The organism is Asticcacaulis sp. P2_B1 (genome assembly GCF_056404915.1).
Map to the genome: position 1 here is coordinate 307,102 of NZ_JBFUDD010000002.1, position 18,692 is coordinate 325,793.

Below are 18,692 nucleotides of genomic sequence, written 5' to 3' on the forward strand. Positions count from 1 at the left end.
TAGAGCTTTGATCGTCGGAATGATCGGACATGGATAACCCTTTGGACAGTGACGACATTAAGTCCGCGCAGCCGGCACCAAGACCCACGGTCGCGCCCGACCACGTCGTCGTTGACACGCCTATAGCCGAGCCGGCCGCGGAACCCAAGGGCCGCGACGGTGGAAATATGCGCAAAAAGAAGCGTATCAACATCGCCTGGGTCGTCGTATCGGTCGTTGCCGTGCTCTTCCTGGCCGGTGTCGGCGTCGTGATGTTCGTACCCGACCTGTTCAAATCCAAGGTTGCCGAGGTTCAGACCGCCGCTTCGACGGCACCCGTCGGGCCGCTGGCGCCCTATGTCAAAGGCTCGATCTCCCATATGGTGACCCTGGCGGAGCCCCAGCCCATCGACAATCTGGCCTTTGTCGACCGGGATAAAAAGCCCATTCATCTGGCCGATTTCAAGGGCCAGGTCGTTGTGCTGAATTTCTGGGCGACCTGGTGCGCGCCATGCCGCAATGAAATGCCGACCCTGGCCGACCTGCAAACCGCCTATGCCGGCAAGGGCCTGAAGGTCCTGCCGCTGAGCGGCGATGTCGACACGCAGTTCAACGACGTGAAGTCGTTTATCGACGTCCAGGAACCGCTTGAGGTCTATGTCGATTCCAACCTGATCCCGAAGACGGCGAAGTTCGGCATAATGGGCCTGCCGGCGACCCTGATCATCGACAAGCAGGGTCGTGAAGTCGCCCGCCTCGACGGTAGCGCCGACTGGAACACGCCGGAAGTCAGGGCCTTGATGGATAAACTGCTGGCTGAATAATGCTCTTTATTCAATCCGCCTTGGACAAGGACGAACTGGCCGAGGTCACGGCCCGGCTGAAGACCCTGCCGCCGCCGGGACCGCGCAAGGCCAAGCCCGGCGATCCGCCGCACAACGATTCCAAGACCAAGGCACTGATGGGCTGGATCAAGACGATCGTCAGCAACCATCCTTTGGTCCAGGCCTATTCGCAGCCGGCGCGATTTTCGTCGTTTTACCTGGCGCGGCACCTGCCGACCGATGCTTTCGGCCTGCATCCGACCGACCCGCTGATGAAGGGCGAGGACGGCCAGCCGATGCGCACTGATTTGAGTTTCACCCTCTTCCTGTCGCCGAAGAGCGCCTACGAGGGCGGCGCGCTCAGCCTGGAAGCCAATGACGGCACACGCGACATCCGGCTGGACGCCGGCGACATGGTCATCCATCGCACCGGCCAATTGCACCAGATCATGCCGGTGCTGCGTGGGGAGCGTTTCGCCTGTGTCGGCTGGATCCAAAGCCTGGTCCAGCGCGAGGACGAACGCGATATTTTGTTCGATCTGCAACGCATGTTGCTGGCCACCAAGGACAAGACGCAAGGCCTGATGTTGCAAAAAACGATCGGCAATCTGCACCGCATGTGGGCGAAGATTTAGGCCAGTGTAATTTGCTTACCAGACCATCGTGGCGTCTGGACTTTATAAAAAACGCCGTTACAGATAGTTGCATATACGCGGCCATTGGGGGGCGCGAAATACCGGGGGACTTCCATGACCGATCTCAGTTTCAGGCTGCAACTTGACGCTTATGTCAGGACCTTTGTCTATGACCCGGTGGCGAAGGTTTACTATATCGCCACCACAAACCAGACCGTCGTGTCATTTAACCCGGTGACGCACGAAAGCCATGTCGTGGCGACCTTTGACGCCAACCTCGGCTCCATGGCCATGTCATCCGACGGGACGCACCTTCTCGTCGGCCTGATGTACCCGGAATCCCTGCCGTCCGGTGACTACGTCAGCACCGTCTACAATATACCGCTGGCGACGGCGGACGACACCTCGACCTATGTTAAATGGACCCGTTCGGGGGGGATCGACGACGACTATGTTGTGGACAGGCTGGCCACCGACGCCGCCGGAGAACTTTTGTATGCTACCAGCTTCAACGTCCACGTCGCGTCCGACAGTGGGCCGGCTGGCGAAATCCACGACCTCGATACTCCCGGATCGCCCTTTCCCGAGGCCGCATGGCTCTTCACCTCGGAAAACGGGCGCTACGTTCTTATGGAACAGAACGGCGGTAACATCTCGGTCTACGACTCTCAAACCCATTCGATTATCGCATCGGGCGGCGTAGGCGGTACGAGTGTCGGATATAGCGATATCAGCGAAGCGGCTGGCCTGATCATTAACCGCGCCTACGGAGCTCTGCAGGTTTTCGATCTGTCGATGCATGAGGTAAGGGATCTGACATCCATACTGGATTCGCAATCCCTCCAGGACGTGAAGTTCAATGTCGGCGGTCACCAGATGCTGGCGTGGGACGACACGGCCAAAATCATCCAGATCTATGACACGCAAAACTGGAACCTGATCGGCTCGGCCGATGTTGGGGTCGACTTTGCTTTAGACATGGTCCTTTCCAAGGACGGTCATTTCCTGTCGCTTCTCGTCGCTCAAGGTCTGATGACGGTCGATCTGTTTAGCCGCATTCAGACGTCGCAAACCGGCACTTCCGGGGACGATGTGTTCTTCGGCACCCAAGGCCAGGATACGGTGGACGGCGGCGACGGTAATGATACGTTCGACTTCGGTACGGGCTTCGGCGTCGGTCTCACGGTCTCGCTTAGCAATGGCCCCCAGGACACGAGCAATGGTGTCGATACCTTGGTCAATATCGAAAATGTGCGGGGCGGAGACCAAGGCGACCTTATCATCGGCAATGACGGCGGTAATCGCCTCGAAGGCAGCGCCGGTAACGATGTGCTGACCGGCCTCGGCGGCAACGATATCCTCGATGGCGGCACCGGTACCGACGTCATGGCGGGCGGCGACGGTGACGACACCTACTATGTCGATGGCAGCGACACCGTGACCGAGGCCGCCGGCGCAGGCAATGATACGGTATATACCTCCGAAAACTTCTCGCTCTTCGGACGGGCGATTGAAAACCTGATCCTGACCGGATCGGACATCATTAACGGTACCGGCAATTCGTCGGCCAATACAATCACCGGCAATAGCAACAACAACAGCCTGAGCGGCGAGTCGGGTGCCGATACATTGAACGGCGGCGGCGGAGATGACCGGCTGGATGGGGGCAACGGCGCCGACATCATGGCGGGCGGCATTGGTGACGACATCTATATTGTCGACAATTTCAGCGACAGCACCAGCGAAAATGCCGGTGAAGGCACCGACACCGTCATAACGACCAAGAGCTGGACGCTGAGCGCCGATATCGAGATCCTGCAGTTGAACGGCAGTGACAATATCAATGCTACCGGCAATGACTTGAACAACACCTTGGTCGGCAATAGCGGCAACAATGTCCTGGACGGGGGCGCCGGAGCCGATGTGATGACCGGCCATAAGGGCGACGACGTCTATATCGTCGACAATGCCGGCGATACCGTTGTGGAAGCCATCGGAGACGGCACGGACCTGGTTAAGTCATCTGTCGGTTTCGGCTTGTCCGGCCAACATATCGAGAACCTGACCCTTACGGGCGCTGACAATATCAACGCGACCGGCAACAGCCTGACCAACAGTCTGATAGGTAACAGTGGCAATAATGTGCTGAACGGCGGTGTCGGCGCCGACACCATGACCGGCGGTTTGGGTGATGACAGCTATGTCGTCGATAATGCCGGTGATATCGTCAAGGAACTCGATGGCGGCGGCACGGATGCGGTCAATGCTTCCGTGACCTTTACGCTGGCTGGGCAGTTTATCGAAAACCTGACCCTGACGGGAACGTCGGCGATCAACGGAACGGGCAACCATCTCGACAATATCATCAAGGGCAATAATGCCGCCAATATCCTGAACGGCGGCGGCGGCCATGACGTCTTGTCGGGCAAGGGCGGAGCAGATACTTTCATATTCACCGCGGCCAGCGGCGCCGACACGATCAGCGACTTCTCGGCCGTGCAGAATGACAGTATCGACGTCAGCGCCTACACCCATGGTACGGCCCACAGCACCTACATTACCCAGGTCGGCTCTGACACGATCGTCAACCTCGGCCACGGCAATATCATCACCGTGCAAAATACGGCCATGGCTGATGTCGGCGCGCATATGGTGTGGTAGCCGCGGCTATTTAAGAATGCCAACCCACCGCCGATAGGTCAGGCACCGCCAGACCCATTCGAACGGGCCGTAACGGAAGGCTTGTAGCCACAGGACGCTAAAGACCAGTTGGCCTAGCCAGATCATGGCCACGATCGGCACCAGGGCCTCGTGGTTCATGGTGCCGAACAGGCCGGGTCCACCGCGGCCGCCATAGAAGATGACGGTCATGATCAGGGACTGGCAAAGATAGTTGGTAAAGGCCATGCGGCCGGCGCAGGCCAGCGGATAGAGCAGGACGGCGCCGGGCTTGGTCCGCCCCAGTAGGATCAGGGCGGACGCATAGCCGATCGCCACCGGCAGACACAGGACGGCATTGGCTATGGCGCCGACGCCGAACGAATCCGGGAAGGCGAAGTTGGACCTGACGATCAGCCACGATTGCCAACCGATGATGGCGAGGCTGACCGTGCCGGCAGCGACGAATATAAGATAGGTCCGGGTCTTGGCCGCGCCGCTGAGGATGCCAGACTTGAACAGACCAAGTCCCAGCATCATCAGGCCGAGCGTCGCCGGCAGATACATGATCAGTTCGAGGGCGATCGATGACGCCCAGTCGGCGAAGTTCTGGGCCAGCGAGTCCCAGAAACCGCCGCGCATGGCGGCGATGATCGGGCCCTGGGCGGGAGCGACGTTCAGCGTCCCCGGCTGAAAATCGATCAGCGGCCATAGCTCGATCGCCGCCCCCATCAGGAACAGAAAGCCCCCCCATAACAGCAACTTGCCGGCTGGTGCGGCCCGCCAGCGCCAGAACAGGAAGCCGGTGCAGGCATAGGCCAGCAGGATGTCGCCGTGCCAGATCAGGGCGCCATGGATCAGGCCGAACACCACCATCCATAAGAGACGGCGAAACAGGGGGGTACCCGTGACGCCTGGTCCCTGATCGCGACCGATCAGGAACATGCTGATGCCGAACAGCATGTTGAACGAGGTGATGAATTTCAGTTTGAAAAAGGTTTCGATCGCCCACCAGGTCGTCAGGTCAGCATGGCTCAACGGCAGGGTCGAAAGGGTCGGATTGGCGTAGACAGCAAAGGGCTGGGCGAAGGCGACGGCATTGACCATCAGGATGCCGAGAATGCTCAGGCCGCGGATATAGTCGAGCGACTTGATGCGTTCGGCATCGGCCGTCATGCGGTGGCGCGCCGCAACGCTACCGCTTGCAGGACAATCGACGACGGGATGGCCAAGATCAGTTGCGCCGCCACCAGAAGCCCGCCGAGCGTCAGGAAGGACGAGACCAGCTTGCCTGTGACGACGGCGTGGTCGACGAAGATCAGCTTGAGGAAGGCGGCGGCGCTGCCAAGCACCGTCAGGAACAGGGCGCAGGTCAGGACGGTCAGGACGGCGTGCAAGCGCGAGGGCGGGGGACTCATTTTCCAGATGACCAGAGCGCCGATCATCCAGGCCAGGGCCAGGCACATTTGACGCTGGGTTTCCGCCAGGGCTTCGGGCCCGTCACCCAAAAGGGTGCGCATCAGATACCAGCACAGGCCATGCAGGCATAGGGCCATGACCGCGGCCAGGATCAGCCAGCGGGTGTCGGGCGTACGGATTTGTAAAGCGCCTTTGGCCATGGTCAGCGTGTTGGCACCGGCTTTTCGCCGCGGTAATCGTAGAAGCCGCGGCCGACCTTGCGGCCCAGCCAGCCGGCTTCGACATATTTGGTCAGCAGCGGGCACGGGCGGTACTTGCTGTCGGCCAGGCCGTCATAAAGGACGTTCATCACCGCCAGGACCGTGTCCAGGCCGATAAAGTCCGCCAGTTCGAGTGGCCCCATCGGATGATTGGCGCCAAGCTTCAGCGCCGTGTCGATGGCGTCGACCGTGCCGACGCCTTCATAGAGCGTGTAGATCGACTCGTTGATCATCGGGATCAGGATGCGGTTGACGATAAAGGCCGGAAAGTCTTCGGAATTGGCGGTGATCTTGCCCAGGGATTTGGCGAAATTGACGGCCGTTTCATAGGTTTCGGCGTCGGTGGCGATGCCGCGGATGATTTCGACCAGCTTCATGATTGGCACCGGATTCATGAAGTGCAAGCCGATGAACTTGCCCGGGCGGTCGGTGGCGGCCGCCAGGCGGGTGATCGAGATGGACGAGGTATTGGAAGCCAGCAGGGCTTCGGGCTTCAGGTGATCGCACACCGATTTGAAGATGGCGTTCTTGACGGCCTCGTTTTCCGTCGCAGCCTCGATGACGAGGTCGCAATCCTTGAGGTCCGAGGTGGCGCCGGCCGGCATCAGGCGCGCGATGGCGGCCGTGGCGGCATCGGCAGTGATGACTTCTTTTTCGACCAGGCGGTTCAGGCCTTTTTCGATTCGCCCGATCGCCGACTTGACGGCATCGGCGGACTGATCGAACAGCAGGATGTCATAACCTGCCTGGGCGCAGACCTGGGCGATGCCCGCCCCCATTTGGCCGGCGCCGATAATGCCTACGGTTTTGATGGTCATGGGACGGTCCTTGCAGATGACTTGGGTCTGATATGGGGATAGTGCGGCCGCCGTCGCAAGGCAATAGGGAAGGCTGTCTCCTCTTGGTGTCGCCTTGCGGGATCACATAAGAGGAGACTTTCAGGTTTATCCCAGGGCCTTCATCAGGTCCGGGACAGCGGTCTTGTAGTCCGCCACCAGGCCGTAATCGGCGACCGAGAAGATCGGCGCTTCGGCGTCCTTGTTGATGGCGACAATGACCTTCGAGTCCTTCATGCCGGCGAGGTGCTGGATAGCGCCCGAAATGCCGATGGCGATATAGAGGTCCGGCGCCACGACCTTGCCGGTCTGTCCGACCTGGTAATCGTTGGGGGCATAGCCGGCGTCGACCGCCGCGCGTGAAGCCCCGACGGCAGCGCCCAGCTTGTCGGCCAAGGGATCCATCACGGCCTTGAACTCTTCGGCCGAACCGAGCGCACGGCCACCGGAGACAATGATCTTCGCGGCCCCCAGTTCGGGACGGTCGGAGGTAACCTTCTCTTCCGAGATGAAACGCGTACCTGGCTTGGTGGCCGGCGCCGCGATGGTCTCGACGCTGGCCGAACCGCCTTCGGCCGCGGCCTTGAAGGCCGTGGTGCGGACGGTCATGACCTTCTTGGCTTCGGACGACTGCACGGTTTCCAGCGCATTGCCGGCATAGATCGGGCGCGTAAAGGTGTTGGCGTCGACCACGACCATTACGTCGGACAGCAGGCTGACATCCAGCAGAGCGGCGACGCGGGGGGCGTAGTTCTTGCCGGCGGCCGAGGCGGGAACGCAGATGGCGTCATAGTTCGCGGCCAAGCCGGCGACCAGGATGGCGACGTCTTCAGCGATATCGTTCTTCAGGTCGTTGTCCTGGCTGAGGAAGACCTTGCGGACGCCGGCGATCTTGGCAGCGGCATCGGCAACGGAGGCAACACCGTCGCCATAGACCAGAACGTCAACGTCCGACGCCAGTTGCAACGCGGCGGTGACGGTCTTTGAGGTGGTGTCGCGCAGGTGGGTGCCGTCATGATCGGCAATAACTAAGGCGGCCATATTACAGCACTCCTGCGGTCTTGAGATTGGCGACGAGTTCGGCGGCGTCGGCGACCTTGATGCCGGCGGTGCGCTTGGGCGGTTCGGTGACCTTCAGCACCTTGAGGCGCGGGGCGACGTCGACGCCGTAATCGGCGACGGTCTTGATATCGAGCGGCTTCTTCTTGGCCTTCATAATGTTGGGCAAGGAGGCGTAGCGCGGTTCATTGAGGCGCAGGTCGGTGGTGATGACCGCCGGCAGCTTGACGCCCAGGGTTTGCAGGCCGCCGTCGACTTCCCGCGTCACTTGCGCTTCGCCGTCGGCAATAACGACCTTGGAGGCGAATGTCGCTTGTGGCCAGTCGAGCAGGGTCGACAGCATTTGGCCAGTGGCGTTGTTGTCGCCGTCGATAGCCTGCTTGCCCATGATAATCAGGTCGGGTTGTTCGGCTTCAGCCACGGCCTTCAACAGCTTTGCGACGGCGAGCGGTTCAACATCGACATCGGTCTGAATGAGGATGCCGCGGTCGGCGCCGATGGTCAGGGCCGTGATGATCGTGTCCTTGGCTTGCGCCGGACCGATGGAAACGGCGACGATCTCGGTCGCTATGCCCTTTTCCTTCAGGCGGACGGCTTCTTCGACGGCGATTTCATCGAACGGGTTCATCGACATCTTGACATTGGCCAGATCGACGCCCGACTGATCCGACTTGACGCGGACCTTGACGTTGTAATCCAGCACCCGTTTGACCGGCACAAGTATCTTCATGGGACATCCCTTTTTTGTGGCCCTCTTTGTGGCTTTAACTCCGCAAAAAAGGGCAGGCATTGTTGCGGCGATAAGTGACGATGCGCGGCCGCAAAGTCAATCAAATCTAGGCGCTAAAGGCCACAAGATCGCTATTTTCATTTGCCGTGACGTAAGGATTAGCGCATAAAGCCCGGCAAAATGAGTTTACCCTAAAGTCAAGTTACGCGCGGAAACCGTCCATGCCCAGCCAGATCGGCAAACTGAAATACGTCTTCCTCGGCCTGTTTTTCACCATCAGCGCCAGCCTGGTCGCCTATGGCTGGCTGTACAATATCCCCAAGCGCAAGTGCGAGGCCGCCGGCGGCTGGTACACGTTCAAATACCACAAATGCACGGCGCCGGTTTACCTGCCCAGCATTACCCACCGCAAGCCGGGCGATCCCGCGACCATCGACTTCCACGAAGACTCCAAGAAGGCCAGCAATGCCGTGGCGGTCGAACAGGCGGCGGCGGCACCCGCGTCGCGTTAATCCGGTCCCTTATTGACGTCACAGGTGACCGCCGCACCGGTCGTCACCATGCCGGCGACCTTGCTGCGATAATAGCTGCATTCCAGCATTTCGTCGGCCGAATGCTGCTTGTTGCGGCTATAGACCGTGATCTGGGCATAGGGTTCGACGACCTTGGTGAACAGAACGGGGTCCATGAGGGTCGGCGTGACATGCACCTGGGTGTCGGTCGCCTTGATTTCATACAGCTCATTGCCCAGCCGCACCCGTCCTATCTGATCGATCGGCGCCGACACGCCGGGTTTGGGGAAGCCGTAATAATAGACGTCGACCACGGCATGGTCGCCCGCGCCCTGCAAGGCCGCAATGCCCTCAGGCGTGATGGCGACCTTGACATCGAATGACGGCTGCGGCGGCAATTTGGGCGCCGGCGTACATTGAGACAGGCCGAGCAGGGCCAGGCTGGCGGCGATGGCGCGCAATTTCATCTTAAGTTCCCCTCACGATTTCGACGGTACCCATAGCACATCGCCGCGGCCGTCGTCATTGGCATGGCGCGCCAGAACGAACAGCAGGTCCGACAGGCGATTGAGATATTTAACGACCTCGGGATTGACGGCTTCGACCCGGGCCAGACCGACCGTATCGCGCTCGGCCCGCCGTGCCATGGTGCGCGCCAGATGCAAATGGGCGCTGAGCGCCGTACCGGCCGGCAGGATAAACGAGGTCAGGGGCGCGATCGGCGAATTATAGGCATCGAGAGAAACTTCCAGCGCCGTTACCTGATGCGCCTTGATCCGCAACGGTGGCCAGCTGACGTCGTCGGTCGGCGTCGCCAGATCGGCGCCGAGATCGAACAGATCGTTCTGTAGACGGGCCAGTAAGCCGTCCAGCTCCCCGGCGGCATGCAGGCGCACCAAACCCAGGGCCGCATTGGTCTCGTCGACGCTGCCGATTGCGGTCAGCCGGACGTCGTCCTTGGGCCGGCGGCTGCCGTCAGCCAGTCCCGTGGTGCCGTCATCGCCGGTGCGGGTATAGATTTTGTTGAGCTTGACCATGGAATATCGCGGGCCCTTTTATTGAGAATTTCCAAATCTCTTCGCGAGATTTGGCAAGGGCAAGCGCCCGCCGCCGCCGATGCGGCGAGCCATGCGGCGCTTGAGCTAAGTATGATGCATGGCCCAGGCCAGGCAGATCAGAATCACAATGGCGATCGCCTGAAGCAGCACGCGCAGCCGCATCAGCTTGTTTGACCAATTTTCGCGAAACGTCCCGCCGCGGACCAGGCTGAAAATGCCGATTCCGAGCACCACCAGGACGGCGAACATCGCAAAAAATGCAAGATAAAGCAAAAAGTGACTCATGAGACACGTCATCGCCCTTTTGCGGTCAAAAGTCGAGACCCATATAGTCTTCAAAATATCGCCGTAATCAAAATCCCTTGAGCGGCGAAGGAAATCCGTCCGCTAACAGCGTTCCTCTTTGCAACGCACAATTAAGCATTTTACCGCATTGCCTTGTGCGGATCGTCATACTAATAAGAAGCAGACCCTAGGTATAGCTTCCCTTAGGTCAACTTTCTAGTTGTCGGTTTACGGACAGTTTTTGCAGTCGCCGGCGTTTGTGTGTGTAAGCGTAACGTAACAGTAAGAGTTAAGACCCATGTACAGTGACCTGCCTAATCCGAATATAGTTGAGGAAAAAAAGTTGCCGACCGGAAGCCGCGCTAAATCCAAAGAACGCAACCGCCAAAAAATCCTCGACTCAGCTATGACCCTGTTCCGCGAACGCGGCTTCGAGGCGGCTACCTTGCGTGACATCGCCAAGGCCGCCGGCCTCTCGACAGGCGCCCTGTTCGCCAATTTCGCCGACAAGAACGAGATTTTCATCACCGTCGTCGAGGCCGAGAATGCCCGTGTTATCCGGGTGATGCGCGATTCCTACGATGAAACGCTCGACCTGGTCGATCGCCTGCACCAGCAACTGATGAGTGGCTATGAAACGGCCCAGATCAATGCCCGTCTGATCCTGTCGGCCTTCGTCATGAAATGGAGCGCCGGTCAGACGACGCTCAATGAAGTTGCCCGTCTCAGCGATCTGGTGCGCTATGCCCTGCTCGATACGCTGAAGGCCGCCCAGGCACGCAAGGAATTGCCTGAGTCGGCCCAGGTCGATTGCGCCGCTGAAATCCTCGAAGACCTGTGTTTTGCCAATATGCGCCGCGCTTTCCAAAACAGCAGCGAACAAGGCAGGTTCAACGTCCAGCAACTGACCGAGAGCCTGAGCATCCAGATCAAGCTCCTGATTGCCGGTTTGAAGGCGGTCTAAGCTTTAAAATGCGTTAAAACAAAACACCTCTCGGCTTCGGTCGGGAGGTGTTTTTGCTTAACTCGTCCACTTTAAAGTGGTCGGCTTGATAGGGTTCACAAACGTCCGCTTTTCGGCGCGTGAGGCCAGCCATTCCTTCTTGAGCTGCTGATACCACTTGGCCTGGGTGTCGGCGTCGTCGATCCATAGCAAGGCCGGATCGTATTTCAGCCCCTCGTTCTGCAGGTTGACCATGTCACCGTCCTGTTTAAGGAAGGCTTTGGCGCCGAAACGGAACAGGGGCGAGATCAGGCGGAACAGGCCGTGATCGGACCAGAATATCTGGGTGATGCGGGTATGGGTGTCGTCGATCGGCGTCAGACAGGTCAGGCCCAGGACCTGTTGCTTACCGATCTCGATATGTTCGTAGCGGATGCCCGGCAAGCGAAAGGTGATCTCGGTCGCCGGCGCGCCACCGAGAATCTTGTAGGCGCGGCTGTTCGATGACGGCGCATGACGGACCATGGCGAAACCGAGGTCGCGCGGCTCGAAGGCCTTGCTCTTCGCCAACTGTTTCTTGGCCGACCGCCACCACCATTGTTGGTGGACATAGGGCCCGTGAGCCGGATCCATCAGGCCGACGACGGCATGATCGATATGGCTGTCGAAATCCATGGTCTCGACGATGATGGGCTTGCCCCCGACGACGCCCGGGAGAACCGGCGGCTCGTGGTCGGGCTCGGCGGGGCGGCGGAGGTCGACCGTGATATAGATCCACACAATGCCCTGGGTTTCGCGCACCGCATAGCTGCGGACCTTGATTTTCTCAACGTCCATTGGCTGATCGGCGGTCAGGGACGGCACACTGGTGCAGGCGCCCTGGGTATTGAAGGTCCAGCCGTGGTAGCAGCATTGCACGACGCAGGCACCACCCTTCCCGTCCCTGATCATCTCGCCAGCCGATAAGGGCGCGGCGCGGTGCGGGCAGATGTCGCGGATAGCGTAGACCTTGCCGTCGAGATCGCGGCCCAGCAGGACCGGCTCGCCCAAAAACACGTAACGCTGCAGCTTGCCGGCAACCAGGTCGCCCGACAAGGCGGCAAACCACCAGCAGTCTTTCAGGAAACCCTGACCGAAGACGACCTTGGTTGGCGATGGTGCGGATTGATCGGGCATGGCGTCTTTAAAGCGGCTTAAAGCGGCAATATACGGACGCTTCCGGCTTACGGCAAGTCAGCGTTGCGCGGCAAAGCGCCCCAGGGCTTCGAGGAAGGCCCGGTTTTCGTCGTCCTTGCCGATGGTGACGCGCAGGGCGGCCGGCAGGCCGTAATTGGCGACATGACGAACTATCAGGCCCTGGGTCATCAGGTACTCGTTCGCCGCCGCCGCCTCGGTACCGTCGCGGAAATGGATCAGCACAAAATTTCCGATCGCCTTGCGCACATCCAGGCCCATGGCGCGGATTTCCTGAACCATGCGGGGATGCCAGCTCAGGACGTGAGCGCGCGAGGCTTCGATATGCGCCGTGTCGGTCAGGGCCGCGATGGCGGCCGCCTGGGCCGGCAGGTTGACATTGAAGGGCAGGCGAATGCGGTCGATAGCCTCGACCACCGCCTTCGGGCAATAGCCGAACCCGACGCGAAGGCCGGCCAGGCCGTGGATCTTGCTGAAGGTGCGGGTGACGATGACATTGTCGAGGCCGCGCGCCATCGGAAAGGCGGTCGCCCAGGTCGGCTCATCGACGAACTCGGCATAGGCTTCATCGACCACCAGCAAGATGGACGGGTCGAGGCGGGCGCGCAGGTCAGCCAGTTCTTCCGGCGTGTTCCAGGTGCCGGTCGGATTGGCCGGGTTGGAGATGTAGACGATCTTGGTGCGCGCATCGACCAGGTCCATCAGGGCGTCGATTTCGACGCGCTCCTCGGGCTCGGGCGCCAGGCGGACATCGGCCTGACAGGCCAGGGCGCTGATACGGTAGGCGAGGAAGCCGTGCTCGCCGGTGACGATATTGTCGCCGGCCTCGAGATAGCACTGGTTCAGGATGGCAAAGACCTCGTCGGAGCCATTGCCGAAAACCAGGCGCTCGGGCTCGAGATCGTGATAGGCGGCAACGGCGGCGCGCAGCGGACCGGCATGGCCGTCAGGATAACGGAACAGCTTCTTTTGCGCCTCAACGAAGGCTTCGGCGGCGGCGGCGCCGCAGCCCAGGGCATTTTCATTGGACGACAGCTTGATCGGCTCGGCGATGCCGGCGATCTTCGACTTGCCACCGACATAGGGGGCGATATCGAGAATACCGGCTTTAGGCGCGGGCGAAGCGGTCATATCTTGGGTCATAGCGAGGTCATCCACGGGGCGGCTCCGATGTCGGGATTTGTCGCCGCCTGCTCTATCGCGTCAAAGGCCGGGCAACAAACGAAATCTGCGATAAAGTGGTTTAATTTGAAACTATTTTCTTGTTGGCGGCTATATCCGCGGAGCGGCGCCTATAATGCCGCTGAGCGCGCCGAGCGCACCGCCACCCAGGCGGGGGTCGTTTTCCTGGACATAGCCGCTAAGGCCGAACAGTTTCAGGCCCTGCGCCGTGCACAGCCACTCGGCGGCAAATCCGCGCTGGCCGAGGTCGTCGATGATCTTGTTTTCGCGTTCGGCGGAATCGGACACCCAGAAGGTCAGATCGTCGCCGGTCGGCTCGGGGGCGATAGAGGCCAGGGCGACGGCATGCGGCCGCGCCTTCGACATTTCCGGCAGGGCGGCGATGATGCGTACCTTGGGCTCGGCCAGCAGGCGCGCCCACCACGCCCCGCCGCGCGGATCGAGACTGAGGACCGAGATATGGCGGACATCGCGCGCCGCGGCGATGGCGGCCGCCGGATCGTTGACATAGCCGTAGGTCGGGGCAAAGCCGAAACGCTCGCGCGCCCACACCAAAACCTCCTGGCTGTGCTCGCCGGTGCTGAGATTAAGGTGCAGACCGCCTTTTGCCTGCCCCTGGATCCGAAGGTTTTCCGAGATCAGTTCGCGCCAGATGCGCACCACCACCGCTTCGCTGGCGGCCTTGCGCGGCATGGCAATCAATTTGCGGATCAGCATGGCTTCGCGATCGGGGCGCAGCAGGGACGACGACGCGGCGATGGAACCTTCTTCGCGCGCCTTGGCCTCGCCGATGGCCTGGCCCAGGGCGGCGCGGGCATCAATCAGGCGCAGCAGTTCGGCATCGAGGGCGTCGATTTCGGTTCGCAGATCGGCTAAACTAATCAAGTCAAAACTCTTCGTGTGGCGATTAGAGCGACATTAGGCCGCGAAAACGCTTGCGACAAGTCCAGACTGGGCCAAAACGCGCGGCCGATCAGTATAAATCACCCTTACGGCAGTATAGGTGCATCTGAAACTTTTAGCGGGCCGATATAGGCGCCGCCGTCGTGAAAGTCGAGCTTCAGCTTTTGCGTGCCCTGGGTCGCCATTGTCATATCAAGCAGGGGCTGGGCCAGTGTCATGTTCTCGGGCGAGATCAGGTGAAGGGCGCCCAGGACGGCGACCGGGTGGAAGGCGCCGGTCATCTCGACCTTGACCTTGCCATAGAGGTGCCCGCCCTGGTCCAGGGTGATGGCGTCGCTCATGGCGCGGACATCGAGATCGCCGGCAATGACCTCCGACTGAAAGCCGGTCATATGACCGCCGGATGCCGTCCACGCCTTCAGGCCGTCGGCGAAATCCTTGCCCTTGAAACCCGACACCTGGGCCACCGTGCCCTCGACGTGCAAGCTGAGCGGCTTCTCGGGGCTGAGGTCGCCGACCATGCTGTGCGGATCGCCGTGGGCGCCGGAAACACGGATCAGCATATCGGCGGCATCCGTCGTGTCCTTGCTCGGGCGAACATAGGCTTCGAAATTGTCGGCACTGGTGAAGACGAAAGGCCGGGTCGGGTCGGACGGTATCAGTTTCAGCCCCGTCCCTCGGAGAGCGATATTGTAGATGGGTTTGGTCAGGCCGGAAGCGCTCGCCTTCAGGGCCGAACCGGTGACCGCGACCGAACCCAGTTCGACGCCGGCGGGATGGCCGCGATAGAGGGTCAGCCCCAGCGGCGCCGTCATCACCCATTTGTCGAGCGCATAGGCATTGGCCTCGGCCTGGAAGACCGGCGCCGCCACGCCGCGACCGGACGGCGCGATTAGGGTGACGTTCTTGAGCTCGACGAACATGCGGTAAGGATAGCCGCGAATGGCGTATGGGTCGTGCTTGACCTGATAGCCGGCGGCTTGCAAGGCCGTGAACCGACTATCGATCTGCTTGGTGATGCTGTCCTTGATGTAGAACCAGTATCCGCTCCAGGCGCCAAAGGCGACGAAACAGGCCAGGGCCGGTCCGAACAGGCCGATGCGGTGGCGCTTCGATTTCGGTGCGATGGTGATGTCGTCCTCAGACACGGCAGTCTCCAAAAAACTTATGTCCACAAAAAGCTATGCCCACAAATAACTATGCGACGACTATAACCATGGCTGTGGCGGTATAAAGGCTCAATTCGGATAGAGGAAGCGCTCGATCGACTCGATGGCCTCTTTCAGAGTGCAACGTTGCAGCACCACGCCCTCGGGAAGGCCGGAAAACAGCCGCGTCGGCGCCGCCGAATCCAGCATGACAAAGACGCCGCGGTCGTCGCGCTTGCGGATCAGACGGCCAAACGCCTGGGCCAGCCGGGCCCGCGTCAGGGCATCGTCATAGAGCTTGTTGCCGAAATGCATGCGGCGCGCGCGGTGCAGGCAGTCCGGCCGCGGCCATGGCACACGGTCGAACGCAATCAGCCGCAGGGCCTGCCCGGGCACGTCGATACCGTCGCGCACTGCATCCGTTCCCAACAGGCAGGAATGGTGCTCGCTGCGGAAGACACTGACCAGGTCGGAAACATCGAGCGGGTCGACATGCTGGGCATAGAGCGAGATGCCCTCTTCGCCCAACGGCTTGCTGATCGCCTCATACACGGCGCGCAAACGGCGAATGGCGGTGAACAGGCCCAGGCCTCCCCCCCTGGCGGCGACGAACAGGGCCTGCATGGCCGCCGCCACGCCGCGCGCGTCGTCGCGGCTGACATCGGTGACGACGAACAAACGCGCCTGAGAAGCATAGTCGAAGGGCGAGGCAATGCGCACGCTCTTGGCGCCCATGACGAGATGGTTGGCGCCGGTGCGTTGCCGCGCCAGGGCGAAGACATCTTCGTGCGTGCCTTCCTTGGGGCCGTCGCTCAAGGTCGCCGACGCCACCAGCACGCCATGCGCCGGTTTGAGGACGAATTCAGCCAGCGGCAGGCTGGGGTCGACATAATGGCGGTTGAGGCAGACATCGACGACGCGGCCGCGCATGACTTCGGTCGAGAACCAGTCGATGGTGACGGCTTCCGCTGCCGGCTGTTCCTCGGCCAGTTGCTGTAATAATGACCGCCACGCCGGCAGCAGCATGCGCGCACGCCGTTCCAGTCCGCGCAGGGCGCCTTCGATGCGGATGCGGTCGGCGGCTTCGAGATCGGCCGTGGTATCGTTCAACCGGTCTTCCAGCGCTCGCACCAGGGCCAGCAAGGGCGCCTCGACACTGGCCAGGGCGCGCGCCGCGATCCTGGCCGAGGCCGCCACGCTGTCGATACAGGGATGGGCCTCGCATTCGCCGCCCTGGTCGGCGCTTTCGGAAAAACGCGAACGTAGTTTCGCCTCGCCCTGGCGGACATCGATCTGATTATAGACCTCGACCAGAAGCGCCTCGATCGGCCCCACCGGATCGAGCCCGCCGCCGCTCTGCGTGCGCACGGTGATACGTTGCGAGAAGCCCTCGGCCGGCAAGACCGCCGCAGCGCGGATCAGTTCCTGCATGGCCGTCTTTGCCGTGTCCTGGCCGGCGATCAGGTCGCCCAGCCGCGCTTCCAGTCCCCTGCCCCGTCGCGAGCGGCCTTCGTTGCCGCGGATCCAACGCCGTAGTTCGAAGGCTTCGAGGCCGGACAAACGCGTGGCGAAGGCGGAGTCGGCGGCTTCGAAAACATGGTGGCCTTCGTCGAAGATCAGGCGCGACAGGACGGGCATGGCATGGTCGTCCTGGACATCCTGGCCGTTCAGCTCGGCTTCGAGCTCGGCCCGCGCCACATCGCGCAGGTCGTAGGCCGCCTGGGACATGACCAAGGCATGGTTGGCAACGACGATCGAAGCGGAACGCGCCTTGCGCACCGACTTTTCGATGAAACAGGTGCGGTAATGCGGACAGGCGGCATAGGTACATTCGCCGCGGCGGTCGACCAGGGCCGACGGGGTCAGGGTCTGGAAGACGTGGGCCGGCGAGTTGAGCGGCAAGAGCGACGGCAGCCAAGTCGGGAAGTCGCCGCTCAATATGTCGCCGTCTCGCGTATAGACGACCCAGCGCGCCATCAACACGGCCATAATGATTTCCGCCGCCGTCTGGGCGCCGCCCAGCCGCTCCTGGAAATTGAGCAGGCACATATAGTTTTCGCGGCCCTTGCGCACGACGACCTTCTGCAGCCGCTCCTCGGCCGTGTCGAACAGCGCCCGGGTATCGTTGAAAATCTGTTTCTGCAAGGCCTTGGTATAGGTCGAGACCCAGACCTGGCCTTGCGCCTTGGCAGCCCAGGTCATGGCCGGCGCCAGATAACCCAGGGTCTTGCCGACACCTGTGCCGGCCTCGGCCAGCAGCATATTGGGCTGATCCTTCATCCATTTCGGCGCGAAGATATCCTTGGCTTTCAGGGCGAATTCGAGCTGTTCGGGACGGCGTTCGTCCAAGCCGGCGCGCGTCAGGTCGGCAGCGAGATGGGCCGTGACCTCCTCCTCGGTCAGGGCGACGGCGCGCGCCTGGCCTTCGGGCGGCATGTCTTCCCACTCTTCCAACAGCGACCACACTTCCAGCGCCGGCGGGGCGACATAGTCGGCCGGCATCTGGGTTTGATCCAATGCGGCCTGAACCAACGGCGCCCACACCCAACCCTGTTTGGCCATCAGGCGGACACCCGACTGCGCCACCAGGCGATAGCCGAGCGGCGCCACCTTGATATGATCGATCAGGTCGGTGATGACGGAGAACAATACCCGCGCCTGATCGGCCGGTGTCTCGGGCTCGACATAGCCGCAGGCCAGGGCCAGGCCGGCCACCGACGGGGCGCAAAACTGCGCCGGACGGACGAAGGCGAACAGCTCAAGCACGTCGAAGTGCTGGGCCTCGCGATGTTGACGATTGCCGAACAGCCGATTGCGGATCAAGGCGGCATTGGCGACGATCAGCGGCTCGCGGCCCCAGGCTTCGCGCAATTCGTTGACCGAAATGTCGCGTTCGTCGTCGCCGGCCAGGTGGGCACGCACCGGCGAATAGCCCAGGGCCTGTTTGGGGGCGTGTTGGCGCCACCATACGGGTTCGGTTGTCGGGGAAAGGACGAGATCGGTCACGGGCAAAGCTTAGCTTGCGCTGGGGGATGAACCAAGCGCTTTTTGTTCACTTTTAGTACCG

The 18,692-nt window shown here is 61.3% G+C and carries 18 protein-coding genes; 5 read left to right on the plus strand and 13 right to left on the minus strand.

Annotated features, from left to right (window positions below):
* The first annotated feature begins 29 nt into the window (after positions 1–29).
* From AC1DX3_RS05825 to AC1DX3_RS05835, 3 genes are all read left to right on the plus strand, one after another.
* A complete protein-coding gene (locus AC1DX3_RS05825) occupies positions 30–803 on the plus strand; it encodes a TlpA family protein disulfide reductase (protein WP_476988302.1) in 774 nt (257 codons plus the stop codon).
* Entirely contained in the window at positions 803–1,438 is a 636-nt protein-coding gene (locus AC1DX3_RS05830) for a Fe2+-dependent dioxygenase (RefSeq protein ID WP_476988303.1), read from the plus strand. Before AC1DX3_RS05825 ends, AC1DX3_RS05830 begins: the two co-directional genes overlap by 1 nt.
* 114 nt (positions 1,439–1,552) lie before the next feature.
* Positions 1,553–4,099: a beta strand repeat-containing protein gene (locus AC1DX3_RS05835; RefSeq protein WP_476988304.1), complete on the plus strand. Its 2,547-nt coding sequence runs from the start codon at positions 1,553–1,555 to the stop codon at positions 4,097–4,099.
* Positions 4,100–4,105: 6 nt separating this feature from the next.
* Here AC1DX3_RS05835 and AC1DX3_RS05840 read toward each other — a convergent pair whose 3' ends face one another.
* The 5 genes from AC1DX3_RS05840 to AC1DX3_RS05860 form a co-directional block, all read right to left on the minus strand.
* Positions 4,106–5,272, minus strand: a complete 1,167-nt coding sequence (locus tag AC1DX3_RS05840; RefSeq protein ID WP_476988305.1) for a DUF418 domain-containing protein — start codon at positions 5,270–5,272, stop codon at positions 4,106–4,108.
* Positions 5,269–5,715, minus strand: coding sequence for a hypothetical protein (locus tag AC1DX3_RS05845; protein WP_476988306.1), 447 nt, complete (start codon positions 5,713–5,715; stop codon positions 5,269–5,271). Before AC1DX3_RS05845 ends, AC1DX3_RS05840 begins: the two co-directional genes overlap by 4 nt.
* Before the next feature lie 2 nt (positions 5,716–5,717).
* Positions 5,718–6,593, minus strand: a complete 876-nt coding sequence (locus AC1DX3_RS05850) for a 3-hydroxybutyryl-CoA dehydrogenase (protein WP_476988307.1) — start codon at positions 6,591–6,593, stop codon at positions 5,718–5,720.
* A 126-nt stretch (positions 6,594–6,719) separates the two neighbouring features.
* Positions 6,720–7,652 carry an electron transfer flavoprotein subunit alpha/FixB family protein gene (locus AC1DX3_RS05855; protein WP_476988308.1) on the minus strand — a complete coding sequence of 311 codons (933 nt, stop codon included), beginning with the start codon at positions 7,650–7,652 and terminating at the stop codon, positions 6,720–6,722.
* Between the two features lies 1 nt (position 7,653).
* The gene (locus tag AC1DX3_RS05860; RefSeq protein ID WP_476988309.1) at positions 7,654–8,400 is read right to left on the minus strand and encodes an electron transfer flavoprotein subunit beta/FixA family protein; all 747 of its coding nucleotides are present in this window, start codon (positions 8,398–8,400) and stop codon (positions 7,654–7,656) included.
* A 221-nt stretch (positions 8,401–8,621) separates the two neighbouring features.
* Here AC1DX3_RS05860 and AC1DX3_RS05865 point away from each other — a divergent pair, with 221 nt between their 5' ends.
* Positions 8,622–8,912 (plus strand): hypothetical protein, encoded by a 291-nt coding sequence (locus AC1DX3_RS05865; RefSeq protein ID WP_476988310.1) that lies wholly within the window; start codon positions 8,622–8,624, stop codon positions 8,910–8,912.
* On the opposite strand, the gene AC1DX3_RS05870 is transcribed toward AC1DX3_RS05865, so the two are convergent.
* From AC1DX3_RS05870 to AC1DX3_RS05880, 3 genes are all read right to left on the minus strand, one after another.
* Positions 8,909–9,379: a hypothetical protein gene (locus AC1DX3_RS05870; protein WP_476988311.1), complete on the minus strand. Its 471-nt coding sequence runs from the start codon at positions 9,377–9,379 to the stop codon at positions 8,909–8,911. The genes AC1DX3_RS05865 and AC1DX3_RS05870 overlap by 4 nt on opposite strands.
* A gap of 12 nt (positions 9,380–9,391) precedes the next feature.
* The gene (locus tag AC1DX3_RS05875) at positions 9,392–9,949 is read right to left on the minus strand and encodes a cob(I)yrinic acid a,c-diamide adenosyltransferase (RefSeq protein ID WP_476988312.1); all 558 of its coding nucleotides are present in this window, start codon (positions 9,947–9,949) and stop codon (positions 9,392–9,394) included.
* Positions 9,950–10,054: 105 nt separating this feature from the next.
* Positions 10,055–10,255, minus strand: coding sequence for a twin transmembrane helix small protein (locus AC1DX3_RS05880; RefSeq protein ID WP_476988313.1), 201 nt, complete (start codon positions 10,253–10,255; stop codon positions 10,055–10,057).
* A gap of 298 nt (positions 10,256–10,553) precedes the next feature.
* Here AC1DX3_RS05880 and AC1DX3_RS05885 point away from each other — a divergent pair, with 298 nt between their 5' ends.
* Positions 10,554–11,219 (plus strand): TetR/AcrR family transcriptional regulator, encoded by a 666-nt coding sequence (locus tag AC1DX3_RS05885; protein ID WP_476988314.1) that lies wholly within the window; start codon positions 10,554–10,556, stop codon positions 11,217–11,219.
* 57 nt (positions 11,220–11,276) lie between these two features.
* On the opposite strand, the gene AC1DX3_RS05890 is transcribed toward AC1DX3_RS05885, so the two are convergent.
* The 5 genes from AC1DX3_RS05890 to AC1DX3_RS05910 form a co-directional block, all read right to left on the minus strand.
* The gene (locus tag AC1DX3_RS05890; protein WP_476988315.1) at positions 11,277–12,374 is read right to left on the minus strand and encodes a Rieske 2Fe-2S domain-containing protein; all 1,098 of its coding nucleotides are present in this window, start codon (positions 12,372–12,374) and stop codon (positions 11,277–11,279) included.
* A 57-nt stretch (positions 12,375–12,431) separates the two neighbouring features.
* On the minus strand, positions 12,432–13,523 hold the full coding sequence (gene hisC / locus AC1DX3_RS05895; RefSeq protein WP_476988316.1) for a histidinol-phosphate transaminase: 1,092 nt from the start codon (positions 13,521–13,523) through the stop codon (positions 12,432–12,434).
* 141 nt (positions 13,524–13,664) lie between these two features.
* A complete protein-coding gene (locus tag AC1DX3_RS05900) occupies positions 13,665–14,459 on the minus strand; it encodes a chorismate mutase (RefSeq protein WP_476988317.1) in 795 nt (264 codons plus the stop codon).
* Between the two features lie 104 nt (positions 14,460–14,563).
* Positions 14,564–15,625 carry a DUF2125 domain-containing protein gene (locus tag AC1DX3_RS05905; protein WP_476988318.1) on the minus strand — a complete coding sequence of 354 codons (1,062 nt, stop codon included), beginning with the start codon at positions 15,623–15,625 and terminating at the stop codon, positions 14,564–14,566.
* Between the two features lie 90 nt (positions 15,626–15,715).
* Complete coding sequence (locus tag AC1DX3_RS05910) at positions 15,716–18,631, minus strand: ATP-dependent DNA helicase (protein ID WP_476988319.1); 2,916 nt, start codon at positions 18,629–18,631, stop codon at positions 15,716–15,718.
* Between the last annotated feature and the right edge of the window lie 61 nt (positions 18,632–18,692).

Bases quoted from the DNA above. Each gene is read 5' to 3' on its own strand.
- AC1DX3_RS05825 (WP_476988302.1), top strand. From the start codon at position 30: ATGGATAACCCTTTGGACAGTGACGACATTAAGTCCGCGCAGCCGGCA.
- AC1DX3_RS05830 (WP_476988303.1), top strand. From the start codon at position 803: ATGCTCTTTATTCAATCCGCCTTGGACAAGGACGAACTGGCCGAGGTC.
- AC1DX3_RS05835 (WP_476988304.1), top strand. From the start codon at position 1,553: ATGACCGATCTCAGTTTCAGGCTGCAACTTGACGCTTATGTCAGGACC.
- AC1DX3_RS05840 (WP_476988305.1), bottom strand. From the start codon at position 5,272: ATGACGGCCGATGCCGAACGCATCAAGTCGCTCGACTATATCCGCGGC.
- AC1DX3_RS05845 (WP_476988306.1), bottom strand. From the start codon at position 5,715: ATGGCCAAAGGCGCTTTACAAATCCGTACGCCCGACACCCGCTGGCTG.
- AC1DX3_RS05850 (WP_476988307.1), bottom strand. From the start codon at position 6,593: ATGACCATCAAAACCGTAGGCATTATCGGCGCCGGCCAAATGGGGGCG.
- AC1DX3_RS05855 (WP_476988308.1), bottom strand. From the start codon at position 7,652: ATGGCCGCCTTAGTTATTGCCGATCATGACGGCACCCACCTGCGCGAC.
- AC1DX3_RS05860 (WP_476988309.1), bottom strand. From the start codon at position 8,400: ATGAAGATACTTGTGCCGGTCAAACGGGTGCTGGATTACAACGTCAAG.
- AC1DX3_RS05865 (WP_476988310.1), top strand. From the start codon at position 8,622: ATGCCCAGCCAGATCGGCAAACTGAAATACGTCTTCCTCGGCCTGTTT.
- AC1DX3_RS05870 (WP_476988311.1), bottom strand. From the start codon at position 9,379: ATGAAATTGCGCGCCATCGCCGCCAGCCTGGCCCTGCTCGGCCTGTCT.
- AC1DX3_RS05875 (WP_476988312.1), bottom strand. From the start codon at position 9,949: ATGGTCAAGCTCAACAAAATCTATACCCGCACCGGCGATGACGGCACC.
- AC1DX3_RS05880 (WP_476988313.1), bottom strand. From the start codon at position 10,255: ATGAGTCACTTTTTGCTTTATCTTGCATTTTTTGCGATGTTCGCCGTC.
- AC1DX3_RS05885 (WP_476988314.1), top strand. From the start codon at position 10,554: ATGTACAGTGACCTGCCTAATCCGAATATAGTTGAGGAAAAAAAGTTG.
- AC1DX3_RS05890 (WP_476988315.1), bottom strand. From the start codon at position 12,374: ATGCCCGATCAATCCGCACCATCGCCAACCAAGGTCGTCTTCGGTCAG.
- hisC (WP_476988316.1), bottom strand. From the start codon at position 13,523: ATGACCGCTTCGCCCGCGCCTAAAGCCGGTATTCTCGATATCGCCCCC.